10 protein-coding genes are annotated in these 15,876 nt (G+C 43.0%); 6 read left to right on the top strand and 4 right to left on the bottom strand.

The annotated features are described in order from the left end of the window. The first annotated feature begins 6 nt into the window (after positions 1 to 6). The 6 genes from L3V41_RS17965 (at position 7) to L3V41_RS17940 (ending at position 7,837) form a co-directional block, all read left to right on the top strand. The gene (locus L3V41_RS17965; RefSeq protein ID WP_237114618.1) at positions 7 to 1,659 is read left to right on the top strand and encodes a ribulokinase; all 1,653 of its coding nucleotides are present in this window, start codon (positions 7 to 9) and stop codon (positions 1,657 to 1,659) included. Then, on the top strand, positions 1,656 to 2,351 hold the full coding sequence (locus tag L3V41_RS17960) for an L-ribulose-5-phosphate 4-epimerase (protein ID WP_054552270.1): 696 nt from the start codon (positions 1,656 to 1,658) through the stop codon (positions 2,349 to 2,351). The genes L3V41_RS17965 and L3V41_RS17960 overlap by 4 nt, the downstream gene beginning before the upstream one ends. 23 nt (positions 2,352 to 2,374) lie before the next feature. Further along, the gene (gene araA, locus L3V41_RS17955) at positions 2,375 to 3,874 is read left to right on the top strand and encodes an L-arabinose isomerase (RefSeq protein WP_062567458.1); all 1,500 of its coding nucleotides are present in this window, start codon (positions 2,375 to 2,377) and stop codon (positions 3,872 to 3,874) included. Positions 3,875 to 4,010: 136 nt separating this feature from the next. Next, positions 4,011 to 4,595 (top strand): beta-phosphoglucomutase family hydrolase, encoded by a 585-nt coding sequence (locus L3V41_RS17950; protein ID WP_237128223.1) that lies wholly within the window; start codon positions 4,011 to 4,013, stop codon positions 4,593 to 4,595. A 71-nt stretch (positions 4,596 to 4,666) separates the two neighbouring features. Beyond that, the gene (locus tag L3V41_RS17945) at positions 4,667 to 5,878 is read left to right on the top strand and encodes an aldose epimerase family protein (RefSeq protein ID WP_237128222.1); all 1,212 of its coding nucleotides are present in this window, start codon (positions 4,667 to 4,669) and stop codon (positions 5,876 to 5,878) included. Between the two features lie 12 nt (positions 5,879 to 5,890). Then, the gene (locus L3V41_RS17940; RefSeq protein ID WP_237128221.1) at positions 5,891 to 7,837 is read left to right on the top strand and encodes a family 43 glycosylhydrolase; all 1,947 of its coding nucleotides are present in this window, start codon (positions 5,891 to 5,893) and stop codon (positions 7,835 to 7,837) included. A gap of 66 nt (positions 7,838 to 7,903) precedes the next feature. On the opposite strand, the gene L3V41_RS17935 is transcribed toward L3V41_RS17940, so the two are convergent. From L3V41_RS17935 to L3V41_RS17920, 4 genes are all read right to left on the bottom strand, one after another. Then, a complete protein-coding gene (locus L3V41_RS17935) occupies positions 7,904 to 8,320 on the bottom strand; it encodes a hypothetical protein (protein WP_062567461.1) in 417 nt (138 codons plus the stop codon). Between the two features lie 122 nt (positions 8,321 to 8,442). Continuing rightward, positions 8,443 to 10,446 carry a methyl-accepting chemotaxis protein gene (locus L3V41_RS17930; protein ID WP_237128220.1) on the bottom strand — a complete coding sequence of 668 codons (2,004 nt, stop codon included), beginning with the start codon at positions 10,444 to 10,446 and terminating at the stop codon, positions 8,443 to 8,445. Between the two features lie 195 nt (positions 10,447 to 10,641). Next, entirely contained in the window at positions 10,642 to 14,052 is a 3,411-nt protein-coding gene (locus L3V41_RS17925; protein ID WP_237128219.1) for a LamG-like jellyroll fold domain-containing protein, read from the bottom strand. A gap of 343 nt (positions 14,053 to 14,395) precedes the next feature. Beyond that, a complete protein-coding gene (locus tag L3V41_RS17920) occupies positions 14,396 to 15,358 on the bottom strand; it encodes a glycoside hydrolase family 43 protein (protein ID WP_237128218.1) in 963 nt (320 codons plus the stop codon). Positions 15,359 to 15,876: the final 518 nt, after the last annotated feature.

The following is a 15,876-nucleotide window of genomic DNA, read 5'->3' as shown; positions in this document are numbered from 1 at the left end:
GTAATTATGTCTCGTTATACGTTGGGATTAGACTACGGGTCAGACTCGGTAAGAGCATTACTCGTTGATGTTGCGACTGGTGAAGAACTTGCCAGCCATTTAGTAAACTACCCGCGCTGGGCACAAGGTTTATATTGTGACCCAAGTAAGGATCAGTTTCGTCAGCATCCACAAGACTATATTGATAGCCTTATAGAAGTAGTGAATGGTCTTTGGTCACAAGTTCCAGCAGGTACCGCAGACAACGTAGTGGGTATGAGCTTTGATACGACAGGCTCAACGCCTGTGGCGATTAATAGTCAAGGTACACCACTGGCATTAACTGAAGAATTTGCAGAAAACCCAAATGCAATGTTCATTCTGTGGAAAGACCACACGTCTATTAAAGAAGCAAATGAAATCACGTGCGCTGCAACTAACAACGATGTGAACTACCTTTCACACATGGGCGGTATCTACTCTTCTGAGTGGTACTGGGCCAAAGCATTACATATTTTCCGCGTTGATAGCAGTGTTAAAGCAGCCACTTATTCATGGGTTGAGCATTGCGATTGGATGACCGCGCTCATGTGCGGCACAACACACCCTGAAGCATTAAAGCTAGGGCGTTGTGCAACGGGCCACAAACAAATGTGGAACGAGCAGTGGGGCGGTTTCCCACCAAACAGCTTCTTCAGCAATATCGATCCACTATTAGATGGTGTTGTTGATACGTTAAATGCAACTACAGAGCCAAGCGACCAAGTTGCTGGCAACTTAACTGCTGAGTGGGCCGAGAAGCTTGGTTTACCACAAGGTATTGTTGTTGGTTACGGTGCATTTGATTGTCACATGGGGGCAGTAGCAGCCAATGTTCGCCCTGGTGTGCTAACCAAAGTAATGGGTACCTCAACGTGTGACATCACAGTAACGTCTCAAGAGCAGCTAGGTGATACTTGCGTTAAGGGTATTTGTGGTCAAGTTGATGGCTCAGTGATCCCTGGGTTAATTGGCTTAGAAGCGGGTCAATCTGCATTTGGTGATTTATACGCATGGTTCAAGAACTTAGTACTTTGGCCAACTCGCCAACTTACAAATCTATCTGACGCTGAGCAAGCGTTCGTTAACAAGCTAGAAGACTCAATCTTAGTTGATTTATCAAAAGCTGCGGCAGCACTGCCTGTATCAAGCAGCGACGTAACTGCGCTTGATTGGGTAAATGGTCGTCGTACGCCAGATGCTGACCAAAGCGTTGCCATGGCATTAACAGGCTTAAAGATGGGCACTGATGCACCTAAGTTCTTCAAAGCGCTTGTTGAAGCAACTGCCTTTGGCGCACGTGCTATCACTGAGCGCTTTCGTAGCGAAGGTGTGCCAATCGAGTCAGTGGTTGTTATCGGCGGTATTTCTAAAAAATCAGACTACGTAATGCAAACCTGTGCTGATGTTTGGAACTGTCCAATCGACGTTTTAGAAAGTGAGCAAAGCTGTGCATTGGGTGCGGCAATTATGGCTGCGGTTGCTGCGGGTGAGCACGCAACAGTGGCAGATGCTCAAAAAGTGATGGCGTCGTCTGTATGTCATCAGTACTTACCAAACCCTGAGCGCGTTGCTGTGTATGACGAGCTTTATGCAAACTACCAAGCACTTGCAAGCTATGTAAACGGAGACAAAGCATGAGTTTTACAGAACTAAAACGTGAAGTTTATGAAGCGAACATGGAGCTTCAGCGTCGTGGCTTAGTGATTTATACCTTTGGTAACGTATCGCAAATCGACCGCGACAAAGGCGTGATTGCGATTAAACCAAGTGGTGTATCGTACGACCAAATGAAAGCCGATGACATGGTGATCGTCGACCTTGAAAACAACATTGTTGAAGGGTCTATGCGTCCGTCTTCTGACACTAAAACGCATGTTCATTTATATCGCCACTTCGATGCGATTGGTGGTGTAACACACACGCATTCGACCTATGCAACTGCATGGGCGCAAGCAAAACAAAGCATTCCTTGCCTTGGCACAACTCACGCTGACTATGTACACGGTGACATCACCTGTACGCGTGAGCTAACAGATGAGCAAGTGAATGGCGATTATGAATTAGAAACCGGTATTCAAATTACTGATGCGTATCAAGACCGCGATCCGAAAGCTGCACCTATGGTGATTGTTGCGGGTCATGCGCCTTTCACGTGGGGTAAAGATGCCGCTCAGTCTGTATACCATGCCGCGCTACTCGAAGAGATTGCACGCATGGCGTATTTAACACGCACTTTAGATCCACACGCAGCTGAACTTAAAAAAGCAGTGATGGATAAACATTATCTACGTAAGCACGGTAAAAACGCGTATTACGGTCAGAGCAAATAGCAAGAATTTAGAGGATTATTAACATGACGACGATGACGAAAGAAGTCTGGTTTGTTACCGGCTCACAACATCTTTATGGTCCTAAGGTGTTAGAAACGGTTGCCAAAGACAGCGAAGCAATTGTAGCGGGCTTAAACAGCGAAGCGAACCTACCAGTAAACTTGGTATGTAAGCCTACCGTTAAGTCACCTGAAGAAATTCACGCTGTTTGCCAAGCGGCAAATACGGATCCTAACTGTGTTGGTTTAGTATTATGGATGCACACTTTCTCACCTGCGAAAATGTGGATTGCTGGCCTAAGCGAATTACGTAAGCCTTGGTTACACCTTCATACTCAGTTCAATGCAGCCCTTCCTTGGTCTGACATCAACATGAATTACATGAATACGCACCAAAGTGCACACGGTGACCGTGAGTTCGGTTTCATCGGTACTGTCATGCGTAAAGAGCGTAAAGTTGTTGCGGGTCACTGGCAACGTGCTGATGTACAACAGCAGTTAGATGACTGGTGTCGTGCGGCGAAAGGTTGGGCAGAAAGCCAAACACTTAAAGTTGCGCGTTTTGGCGACAACATGCGTCAAGTTGCGGTGACTGAAGGTAACAAAGTTTCAGCACAAATTACATTTGGTTATGAAGTACACGCGTTTGGTGTCGCTGAGCTTGTGAAAGTGGTTGATACCATCACTGAAGAAGAAGTTGATGCGCAATTAGCGCTTTATAAGCAAGACTACGTAATTGCTGACGAAACGCTACAAGACGATTACGCAGTGAAAATGCTACGCAACGAAGCACGCTTAGAGCTTGGTATGGAGCGCTTCTTAGAGAAAGGCGGCTTTAAAGCATTCACAAACTGTTTTGAAGACTTATCAGGTCTTTCTGGTCTTCCGGGTCTTGCTACACAGCGCCTAATGTCGAAAGGCTATGGTTACGGTGGTGAGGGTGACTGGAAAACAGCTGCTATGGTTCGCATCATGAAAGTAATGGGTGAAGGCCGTGACGGCGGTTGTTCATTCATGGAAGATTACACTTACAACATGGGGGAGACTGACCAAGTACTTGGCGCGCACATGTTAGAAGTGTGTCCTTCAATTGCAGCGCAAAAACCACGTCTTGAAGTTCACCAACACACGATCGGTGTGAAATGTGATGTAGGTCGTTTATTGTTTACTGCAAAACCGGGTGCTGCAATCAACGTATCACCAATTGATATGGGTAACCGTTTCCGTATCTTAATCAACGAAGTAGACACAGTGGCTCCGCCAGCTGATTTACCTCACTTACCTGTTGCTTCAGCGCTTTGGGAACCAAAACCAAATCTATCTGTAGCATCAGCTGCATGGATCCACGCCGGTGGTGCACACCACACTGCATACAGCCAAGCAGTAACAACCGATATGATTATCGATTTTGCTGAAATGGCTGGCGTTGAAACGATGATCATCGATAACGATACGACGATCCGTGGTTTCAAAACAGAGCTTCGTCATAACGCAGCTTACTACATGCTTAAACGTGGCCTGTAAGAATTAGTACTTTATGTACTAGAACGTGCTGTGTGTGAGCACGTTCCCCCCAAATTTTGTTGTCGATTAAGCCAGTGATGAGCCACGCTCTTCGCTGGCTTATGCTATTGTGAAGCGAAACTTTTTAGGAGTAGATATGATCGATTTAAGCGCCTACCAAGGCATTATTTTTGATATGGATGGCACCTTAATTGACTCAATGGGCAGTCACTTACAGGCATGGCAGAAAGCTTGCGAAGCCTATGGGTATCCATTCGATTACGACTACATGTACAGCTTGGGCGGCATTCCGACCGTTAAAACAATTGAAATGCTTAATGAAAAATTTGGCTTAGATCATGACCCTCTAGTTGTGGCAAAAGATAAACATCAGTTTTGGGTCGATTTACAGCACCAACCGCTAGTGATTGACGAAACCGTCGCAGTACTTGAAAAGTACCATGGTGTATTACCGATTGGGGTTGGTACAGGTGCTGATCGCGAACATGCAATTGAGCATCTAACAGATACTAATTTAATTAATAAAATTGGTGCCTTAGTGACTGCCAGTGATGTAAGTAAAGGCAAGCCAAACCCAGAAACATTCTTAAAAGTGGCAGAGCAATTAGGTGTTAAGCCAAGCCTGTGTGTGGTCTTTGAAGACACGCAAATTGGCTATCAAGCCGCGAAAAGTGCGGGAATGGATTGCATCATGGTGAAAGACGGAAAAATCCAACTTTAGCGATTAAAGTTGCAATGACACCCTTATTTGTATTATAAAACTATAAATACAATTACAAAAAGGTTATTCATATGTCATTGCAATGTGTTTTCCAAGGTTTAAAAACAACTCATCAAACAGCCAGTTCGAACACGAAAAAGTCGCGCGGGCTTTATGCATTGTTGGTGACATGCGGGATTGCCCTTACACCAGCGTGTGCTCATCAAGGAGATAACATGACGACTTCCCCTTCAGCATCAATGACGGCTTATGGCGTACTTGCTGATCAAACGCCAGTTAATCAAGTAACGCTGACTAACAGCAATGGTATTAGCGTTGATGTGATCAACTACGGCGGTATTATCACGCGTATTGAAACACCTGATGCAAAAGGCGAAATGGGTAATATTGTACTGGGTTTAGATAACCTAGAAGCGTACACAAAAGCAACGACTTACTACGGTGCCATCATCGGTCGCTTTGGTAACCGTATCGCAAACGGTAAATTCACGTTAAATGGCACTGAATACCAATTAGCAACCAACGATGGTGACAACCATTTACATGGTGGTGTGCAAGGTTTCGATAAAAAAGTGTGGAACATGACACCGTTCACGACACAAAATAGCGCAGGTGTTACCTTAAGCTTAGTGAGCCCAGATGGTGACCAAGGTTACCCAGGTGAAGTAACCACTGAAGTGACTTACACGCTAACGAACAACAACACGCTAGATATGCAGTTTATTGCCACAACAAGCAAGCCTACCATTATCAATATGACGCAACACAGCTACTTTAACCTAGCGGGTAAAGGCGACATTCTTGATCACCAAATGCAAATTAACGCAAAAGCAATTACCCCTGTCGATGGCGGCTTGATCCCAACGGGTGAGTTGATGGATGTGGCAGGCACACCGTTTGACTTCCGTACAGCTAAAGCAATTGGTCAAGATATCAAAGCAAGCAACGAACAGCTCAAACTTGGCAAAGGGTATGACCATAACTTTGTGCTTAAAGACACGCCAAGCAATGAGCTTATTGAAGCAGCGACGGTTTACGAAGCAAACTCTGGCCGTACGTTAACAGTTTACACAGAAGAGCCTGCGGTACAGTTTTATTCAGGTAACTTCTTAGACGGTAGTACCAAGCAAGCGTCTGGCTTAGTGCATAATTTTAGAAGTGGTTTTTGTTTAGAGCCACAGCATTTCCCTGATGCACCCAACCAGCCAACGTTCCCAAGCACAACTTTACTGCCGGGTGACGTGTATTCAACACGCATTGTGTACGAATTTGGTACAAAATAAAGGAACACAAACGTGAAAACAACAAAGCTTAAAAACGCAATGCAAAAGGCTGGTTTAGCTAGCCTATTTGCCTTGTCGTTTAGCGCTCTGACGGGCTGTCAGACTACGGCTGAAGACAACACAGCCAAAGCAGATGTCGCAGCCACAGCAAAAGCGCCAATTCAAGATGATGGTATTTTTACCAACCCACTTTTTCCTAATGGTGCCGATCCATGGCTTGAGTATTGGGATGGTAACTATTACCTAACCACAACAACATGGACATCTGAGTTAGTGATGCGTAAATCACCAACATTAGCGGGCCTTGCTGATGCAACACCTATCAATGTTTGGTCTGATTCAAACCCTGAACGTTGTTGTAACTTCTGGGCGTTTGAATTCCATCGTCTAAAAGGGCCAAACGGCTACCGTTGGTACATGATGTACACAGCTGGTACTGATGGCACTTTAGATAACCAACACTTAAATGTATTAGAAAGTGCCGGTGATGATCCTATGGGTCCATACGAATATAAGGGCGCATTAATGCCTAACGTATGGAACATCGACGGTAACTACCTAACATACAAAGACAAGCTGTATGTGATTTACTCTCAATGGCAGGGCGATCAGCAATTAAATATTATTGCTGAAATGGAAAACCCGTGGACACTGAAAGAGAACTCACCGCATACGGTGATCACGCGCCCTGAGCTAGATTGGGAAATCAGTGGCCGTAAAGTCACTGAAGGTGCTGAAATATTACAGCACAATGGCCGTACGTTTATGACGTACTCAGCGAGCTTCTGTAATACTCCTGATTACAAACTAGGTATGCTTGAGCTTGTTGGTGACGATCCGCTTAAAGCGAGCAGCTGGAAAAAATACGACAAGCCAGTATTTGAGCGTACAGAAGAAGTGTTTGGCCCTGGTCATAACGGCTTTTTCACGTCGCCAGACGGCACAGAAGACTGGTTAGTTTATCACGGTAATGATTCGGTAGAGCACGGTTGTAGTGCGACGCGTTCATTACGTGCGCAAAAGTTTACTTGGAACGACGATGGTACACCAAGCTTTGGTAAACCATTAACACCAGGCGTTGAAGTAGCTCCGCCATCAGGTGAATACGGCCCACTGGTAACGCGAGTGCAAGGTCAGCGTTACCAATTAGTGAATGCAACAAGCGGCTTATGTTTAGATATTGCAGCTGATCCACAAGATGCACGTGCTGTACAACGTCAGTGTGCAAGCACCAATGGTCAATGGGTTATTGATGCGACAACAGATGGTTTTGTTCGTTTAGCTAACCGTGAAGACAGTAAGTTCTTAGAGCTTGAAAACTGTAATGATGCCGATAACGCTAAAGTACAATCTGCAGCATGGCGCAATAACTTCTGCCAGCAATGGAAAGTAGCACCAAGTACAGATGGTAATGTCTCTATTACTAACCGTTACACAGGCAAGCCATTAGCGGTTGCTGGTTGTTCTGCTGCACAAAACCAAGCGGTTTTACAGCAAAGTGACGCAACAGCGTGTGGCGACTGGCAATTGCGCCCTATGGGTAGTGTTGTCGTATTAAGCCAACAAAGTGGTAAGGCACTTAGTGTGGCACAAACAGTTAAAGCGGGTACAAATGTTGAGCAACAGGCTTACACGCATAAAGATGCACAGCAATGGTTTTTCACACCAACAGATACAGGCTATGTAAGCCTTAAACAAAGTGCTGACAGCGAGTTCTGTGCTGCGGTAGCTGATAATGCCTTAGTACCAGGTGCCAACGTAGAAATGGCTTCCTGTGCAGCGAAAACAGCACAGTGGCGCATTGCTCCAGTAGAAGGTGGTGGCGTTATGCTTATCAACCGCTACACAAAACAAGCACTTGGTTTAAGTAACTGTGGTTTAGCGGAAAACACTAACTTTGCACAACAGCCTGATTTAGGTAACAAGTGCCAAGTGTTCCATCTGCGTGAACCAAATTAAGTTATAAGTAATAAATCGACTCAACCAAAGCCACTTCATTTATGAGTGGCTTTTTTGCGCTCATTTTCACACCAGCGCACTAATTAATACACCTGGATCGCTGATACCGGCCTCTTTCATTGCATCTGCGATAGCTTGGCTTAGTGACATAACTTGGTTTTGTAACCCCATGACTATTTCAAGTTGTATTTCGATTTGTGTTTTAACTGCATCATCTTGTTGGTTTTCTGAGGCTTGTAGTTTTGCAAGTTGCTCTTTTGCTTGCTCAAGTTGTTCTTTTAAAAGTTCTAACTGGGCGAGCATTTTTTGAATTGCAGCTGGCAGTTCACTCTTTTTTTCTTGCGCTTTTGTTTCTGCTGTTTGTTGTCCAGAAAGTGTTGCTCTCTCAGCAATAGAGAAACGATAGTCGGATGTAGTATCGTCTTTTGCCGTCGATTTTTGGTTATCTATGTTCAGGGCATGCGCTAACGAGTTAATATTCATCGCGGTTAAGTATAAGTGAAGAATAAGTTAGTATCGGCAATGGGGACTATTTCTTTAGCTTTTATTTAATGTGGCACTGGAGCTGTTACCTCGATACCGGCAAATTGGTATCGAGGTTTTGATTAATCTGCTTTAAAGAAACTAATTTGTCGTTTGAGCCCTTCGGCAAGGGTTTTTAAGTCGTCAGCAGAGCTTATTGTGCCTTGGGTGCGCGCTTCACTGTCTTTTGCAAGTTGACTTATTTGATGAAGGTTTTGTGTTATTTCTTGTGCGACTGTGCTCTGCTGATCGGTCGCTTCAGCAATGTTACTTGAGGAGCGGGTTAATTCCCCAATACTGATGGTAATAGACTCTAATTGCTCTCCTGTTTTTTTGCCTTCTTCTGAAGACTTAAGCCCTAGCTGCTGGCTTTGTTTCATCTTTTCTGCCGCCATGGTAACTTGGCTTTGTAGTTGCTCGATAGTTTGGCTTATTTCGACAATCGATTTTTGTGTGCGCTGAGCTAAAGTTCTGACCTCATCGGCAACAACTGCGAAGCCTCGTCCTTGTTCACCTGCTCTGGCCGCTTCAATTGCTGCATTTAGGGCTAATAAATTGGTTTGCTCAGCAATGGCATTAATAACCTCAGTCACTTTACTTATTTCATTGCTAGCATCATTCACCTTTTCTACCGCATCATGGCTATTATTAAGTTGCTGACTAAGCAGCATTAAATCATTGATGACTTGCGTTAATTGGCTTTGTCCTGATTGGGCATCTTTATCAACTTGAAGTGTCTGGTTCGCGCCTTCAGTGGCATTATGTGCAACATCTTTTATCGAGCACGACATTTGCTCTATTGCCGTTGCAATTTGCGCGGTTTGTGCCATCATTTCATGGGCTTCTTGGCCATTTTGTTGTGCTAAGTGGTGAGCCGCTGATGCTTGTGTTTCAAGTTGTACTATTGATGTTTGTAAAGCCAGTATTAGCTTTTTAAGCTCCACAGACATTTTACTTACACTTGCTGTAATCGTTATTACTTCGTTGTCACTGGGCTGGTTAGTGGCTTCGATGTGCTGCAATAAGTCACCTTTACCTAGAGCATCAACTGTTTTGGTCAGTCTTTTAAGTGGTGCGAGTGTCCTTACTAGTCCCCAAAACAGTAAAAGGCTAATCATGATAACGCCGGCGATAGAGGCCAGTGCATTCACACGCATTAATTGCCAGCTTTCGTCATTTAGCTCATGTGCTTTTACACGGGCGAGTAGTGTCCAATTCCAGCCTTTTACTTTTTTTGCAAGTGCAAACATCGCTTCATTGTGTTGGTCGGTGTAATAGACATGTTCGTTTGAGTCGGTTTGCTCAATCGGCAATCCTTGCAAGGTTTGCTTTGTTAACTGTTCTCCTGATTGACTATGCGGACCTACAATAATTGTGTTATTGGCATTATTGAATAGTAACAGCTTCCCTGATTCTTCTATTGTTAGATTTGCAACAGACTCTCTGAGGGCATTAAGAGAGTCGTTTATATTAAAGCCAATATAAAGTATACCTATGACCCGGTTAGTACTATTTTTAATAGGCTTATACACAGTCATGTATTCATTTCCGAAGAGTTTAGCGTACCCTTCATATTCTTCTCCCGCAATGAGCTTTTCGTAACCTGGGTGCTTGTTTCCTAGGTAAGTACCTACAGCTCGTTCGCCATTGTCTTTTTTTAATGACGTGGCAATACGGAAAAAGTCATCACCATCTCTTACAAAAACTGTTGCATTGCCTTTTGTCAGATCTGCATAACGATCGACCATATTCATATTGTTATTAATTAACTCGCCGTTATGCGCTAATGATGGAACCTGATATTGACCGACTTGTGTTTTTTGTTCACTTAACGTAATTGAACCAGAGTACATATCGCTAAATACATTTGCATTTCGCCGTGCAATGGCAAGTAAGCTGTTATATTGAAGTTCGAGGAGAGATGATATTTGGTTAAGGTTAGCCTTGATCGTATGTTCACTTTTATTAGTTAAAATTGTTTTAGCACTGAAATAAGATGAGGCACCAACGATGGAGAATACACATAAGGATAATATAAATGCGAGTGCACCAATTTGTTTTGCTATAGGCCAGTTCCGAAAGTTCATAGTACGCCCTTTAAATAGTAGCATTGTGTACAAGTTAGTTATTAACTCATAAAATGCCAATGTATTGGTAATCTACTTATCGGCAGATCAGCTTAATAATGAATGATTATTTTGTTTTAGGTAAGAAAAAAGCCGAGTTTTCACTCGGCCTTTCCTGACAACACATAAGTAAGGTGAGACAGCTCACCTTACTTATTACTCTTCTTGTGCAGAAGCTGCGTCAAAGAGTGCTTTTATTTCTTCAGCACTAATCGCACCGTTGAAAATTTTCAGTTCATCAATAGCCCCGTTGTAGGGGGTATCCCAGTAGTTAACACCTAGGGCAAACTCGTTGGTTTCACCAGGGACTGTGAATACGCGAGGGAAACCGCCCGTTTCTAGCTGTAGTTCACCGTTCACGTACATTTTTATCGTGTCGCCGTTGGTGCCATCAACCGTAAAGGCAAGGTGAGTCCACTCTTTGAGAGGAATACGACTATCTAGCTCAGCATTATCGAAGAATGCACCGTTATTTGCCCATAAGCGGGTAAGCGCCGTTCCAGACATTGATGGAACATAACTTAACCAAGTGTCCGCACTCGCACCCGCGAAGAATGCGGTTGTGTAATCTGTGAAGCTTTCAGGTTTCAACCACATAGATACAGAGTAGTCATTGGTGGTAATTAGGTTATCCGGTAAACGAACCCCCGAACCGTCAAGAAATACGGCTTGGCCTATAATGCCATCTACATAAGTAACATTGCCGCCAGTATTATTAATTAAACCGCCAGTTGGTTTACCCGCTGCGTAGGCACCGTTTAAAGCACTTAAGTCACCTTCAAAGCTGTACTCAGCAGGGGCAAGTGATTTTAAGGTTACATCGAATGACTTGGTATCTGTGAAGTCTTTGTATCGAATAGTAGCCGTTAATGTCACGACTTGGTCGCCAGCTGTCGCACTTGGCTGAGTGACAATAGCTGTGCCATTGACGGGTTTTAAATATTGTTCGTTGTTGGATGTCCAGCTGATCCCTGATACAAATGGACCAACGCGAGGTAATTCGAAGTTCTCACGTACTGCAGATATATCACCTAAATCAAGGGCATTTGTGATAAAGCCTTCAAACTGAGTTGGATCAGTTAAGTTGTTAATCGCTGCACCGTTAATATCTAGGCTATTGAGTGCGTAGTCATACACAATGAACTCATCAATTTGGCCTTGGAACGGTAAATCCCAGCCATAGTTTACACCTAATGCAAAGTTACCTGTTTGTGTATTAAACATGTCGGGTCTTTGTATTGAACCAATTCTTTTGCCATCTTTATAAAGAGTAGCTGTTTGGTCTACATAAGTAATTGCAATATGCGACCAAGCTAATGGGGCTGGTGTAGTTTGGTTTACATCACCCCAAACATCTTTATTATTTTCATCAAAATAATGGCTCCAAAGGAATGAAGGAGAATTTGCTGGTACGACACTTATCCAGTTATCAACGGATGCTGCGGCAAAGAAAGTTGGAGAAAAGTCTGTGATTTTCTCAGGATTAATCCAATAAGAAACGGTGAATTCTGAGGTTGTAATTAAATTATCAGGTAAACGAACACCCGTTGCACCGTCAAAGTTAAAGGCTTTACCTGTTTGACCATCAGCGAAAGCGGTTGTGCCTACACCTACATTTAATAGATTGTTGTCAGTTACACCAGCATCATCTAGATTACCTAAGGCGTCGCGTAGTGAATCTTCAAATTGATAATGGGCAATTGCATTTCTAAATTCAGGTCGTGCTTTTAGGTTTACATTGAATGTTTTTGTTGCAACTTCACCATTAAGCTCTAGCGTTGCAGTTAAAGTGACTGCTTGATCACCTCGATCCGGCGTTGGGATAAAAATAGAACCATCTGTATCAATATAATACTCATTGCTAGACTGCCAAGTAATTTTTGTACCTGCTTTGCCTTTCGTTGGAAGTGAGTAACCATCGTCAGCGATTGTAAGCTCAGTTTTTATATTTAACGCATCTTGTATTGTTGCTAGAATTGTCTCAGACTCATTAATTTGCGCAACTTTTGTGCCCCATACTGTCGCATTATCTAAAGATGAGGCCGAAAAAGTAACGACTAGATCTTGTTTATTGTCATCCCATTGCCATTTTGCGACCCCGTAATAAGTCCCTGAATCAAGCTCTAGTTTGATATTTGAGTCATCAACCATGTACCAGATACCCTGCTCATCACCGGTAACAGAATGATCTTCGTTAAGAGCAATATGCATTGAACGAATAGCGTCGGTGTTTACCTCATTACCGTGGTTGATAAACTTGTAATAACCGTAAAGTTCATCTGCCACAACCATGTTGTCGCCTTCAAGCGGCACATAGCGTTGTGGTGAAGCCACTGGCCAGCCTAATGAGTTGATAAACATTTCGTGAACACGCACTTGGTGCGCTTCTGAAGTTGTTGGGAACTCAGTCGATGTTTGCGGGAAACGTGTATGCGTTACTAAAATATGACGACCTGTCGCTTCATCGTAGTAAGCAGAGTTATGACCTGGTGATTGGTAGCCCCATGCTGGTGCTGTTTCGCCAAGTTCTTGCGTGTACTCAAAACCACCCATTAACTTTTCGCCCACTTCAAGTCCGCTCATTGCAGCAATGTCGTTACCAGCGTTATCTAGGTAAGGGCCGTCAGGTGTTTTTGAGCGAGCAACACGGATGTTGTAACCATCGTTTAGCGCAAAACCAGCGACTGAGTAGAATAGGTAGTAGTATTCACTTTCGGGGCTGTACATCACAAATGCACCTTCCATTGCTCGAAAGTCACCGCCTACCAGCTTTTTACCATAGCCTTGACCTGCTTCTGGCATACCGGTCTCTTCATTCATAGCTAGCACGAAAATACCGCCAGAATAGGAGCCGTAAACCAGCCAAAGTTTGCCGTTTGCATCATAGAAGGCTGCAGGGTCAATGGCGTTTGGATCAACGGCACCATTCCATGTCGTTTGACCGTTATCAAGTGGGTATGCTGAAAATTCAGCATCAGAGCGATAACCGCTGCGTAAGAAAATACCTTTGTTTTTATAAGGGCCTTCAATGCTGTCAGCTTCGGCTAAGCCAAGGTAAGAGCGATTCCAGCACACTTCATCAACCACATCTGCGGTATCTGGGTTATCTTGTGCGCAGTGGTTATAGTAGAACCAAAATTTGCCATTTGGCGCTTTGATTACATCTGCTGCCCAGTTTCCTGTGAAGCCATCTGTCCACTCAATACCTTCGGCAATTTCAGCTGTGTAGTTGTAGTCAAATAGTGGGCTTTCGTTAACAGCTGCGTTAGCTGAGAGGCTCGAAATTATTTCCCAGTTTAAGAGATCAGTTGATTTAGCGGCAGCAAGATGAGAGCCAAAAATATAATAGGTGTCGTCAACTTTAACCACAGAAGGATCGTGCACGCTTACATTAGTCATCATGACACTACCTGATTCAGTGTATTGAACACTGCTGCTTACACTTGGTTTTGCACTTTGCGGGTCGGCAACCGCAGGTGATGAGTCAAGCTTAGTACCCTCTTCTTTACCACAACCTGTAACAGCCAAAGAGCAAGCTATGATCATGGCTAATTTATTTAATTTCATTTTATGTGTCCTCTTGAAACTGGGATTCATTTTTTTATTCGATTGTTGTCAATAAAATTGCCGCGTGCCTATATCAAACTAATAAGAACGTAGTATTGTAATTTTATAGTACTATTTGAAATGTGCAAATACTTTTGCAAATGTAATTGAGGTGTAAACGCAAGGTTTCATATTTTACAATGTGTATAGGCGTATTTTTAATTTTTTTGAGAGGCCGATTTTGATGTTTGCTGAGCCATATTTAGCTTTTTAATTTAATTTTAGACTAGAAGAAGGCGAGGAAAGTGTTTATTTGTATTATATATAGGCAATAAAAAGGGCTCTTAAAGAGCCCTTCTTGAAATTATTTGTCTTGTTTACTGAGGCCTTCAGTGGTCATAATAATGCGCTTAAGCGTGCCATCTTCGTTGTAGTAAAGTGGCTCAATAGCGACCGAACGACGAAAACGCCCGCCACTTGGTTTGCCATCAATCGGTGGCACTGCACCAGTATGGTAAATAAAGTAGTCTTTACCTTTATATTCGATAATTGATTGGTGGTTGGTTTCGCTGTTACCCGCTATTTCATTCAAGATGCCTTTATATTCCCAAGGCCCGTGAATGCTTTTACTCATGGCATAACAGATCTTCTCTGGGAACTCACAGGCATAAGATACATAGTAGTTGTCGTTTTTCTTGTGAACCCATAACGCTTCGGTAAAGTTAGGCAAGTCCAGCGTTTTAATTTCACCATCAAGAGACAGTAAGTCGTCGCTGAGCTTTATATATTTAGGCATTAAGTTACCAAAGAACATGTAAGTATCGCCGTTTTCTTCAGTGAAAATAGCAGGGTCGATGTCGTCCCAATCATTTGGCGTATGTTTGGTCATGTCATCGGTTACAAGCGCATGACCAATGGCATCTTTAAATGGACCTGTTGGTGATTTAGAGGTGGCAACACCAATTGCAAAACCGGGTTTTGTGTCATTGTGGCGCACTGTGGTAAAGAAATAGAAAGTACCATCACGCTCAATCATGTGTGAAGCCCACGCTTGGCCCTTAGCCCATTTAAAGTCAGTGGCTTTCATTATTGGGCCGTGTTTTTTCCAGTTCACCATATCGGTAGAAGAAAAAGCCAGCCAATCATGCATTTCAAAGAAGACATCATTATTAGGGGCTTCATCATGGCCTGTATAAAGGTATACGGTGTCGTTGTGTACAAGTGCAGCTGGGTCAGCAGTAAATACATCGGTAAACAGTGGATTTTGTGCAACGGCTAAACTGCTTGAGAAGAGTAAAGGCAGTGTTAAGGCTTTGAGTTTCTTCATGAGTGTCCTCTTTGACTAATAATTGTTGTTCGAGCTATTACTTTGTCCACACTTAGATCTAACTTAAACAGCCCAAGTAATAAGCACTGTACGTTAAATTATACTGGGTAACTGATTGTTTACATCGCAACGATTTAGTCAGTGCAGTTAAAAGTAAACTTATATTGTATTATTGTATTTCAATATTAATAGTAGCATTAAAATGTGCAAGGTAAATAACTTGTTAGTCCTTTCTTGTTGTTTCTTATAAATTAAAAGAGAGTTTAGATGATCTGTTACTCATCTTTATCTTAATGATTATTATAGCCTTTTCATGGTTTTTTATATTTAAAATAGCCTTTCATATGTTTGTAACATGCTATAATCAAAGTGTTTTTGTAAACATAGCGACACTTATTTTAATTTATTAATTTTGAGTTGACTGTTAAATAGTCATACAATATGATTAAAGTTCAGGCAGCAAAGTATTAACATAAAAAATGTAGATTCACTCGCGCACCGTTTTGACAACATACGAT

This window comes from Pseudoalteromonas sp. L21, assembly GCF_021728035.1.
In the GTDB taxonomy this organism is placed as follows: domain Bacteria; phylum Pseudomonadota; class Gammaproteobacteria; order Enterobacterales; family Alteromonadaceae; genus Pseudoalteromonas; species Pseudoalteromonas arabiensis.
Note: the sequence above shows the minus strand (reverse complement) of the source record. Positions and strands in the feature narration are given on the sequence as shown.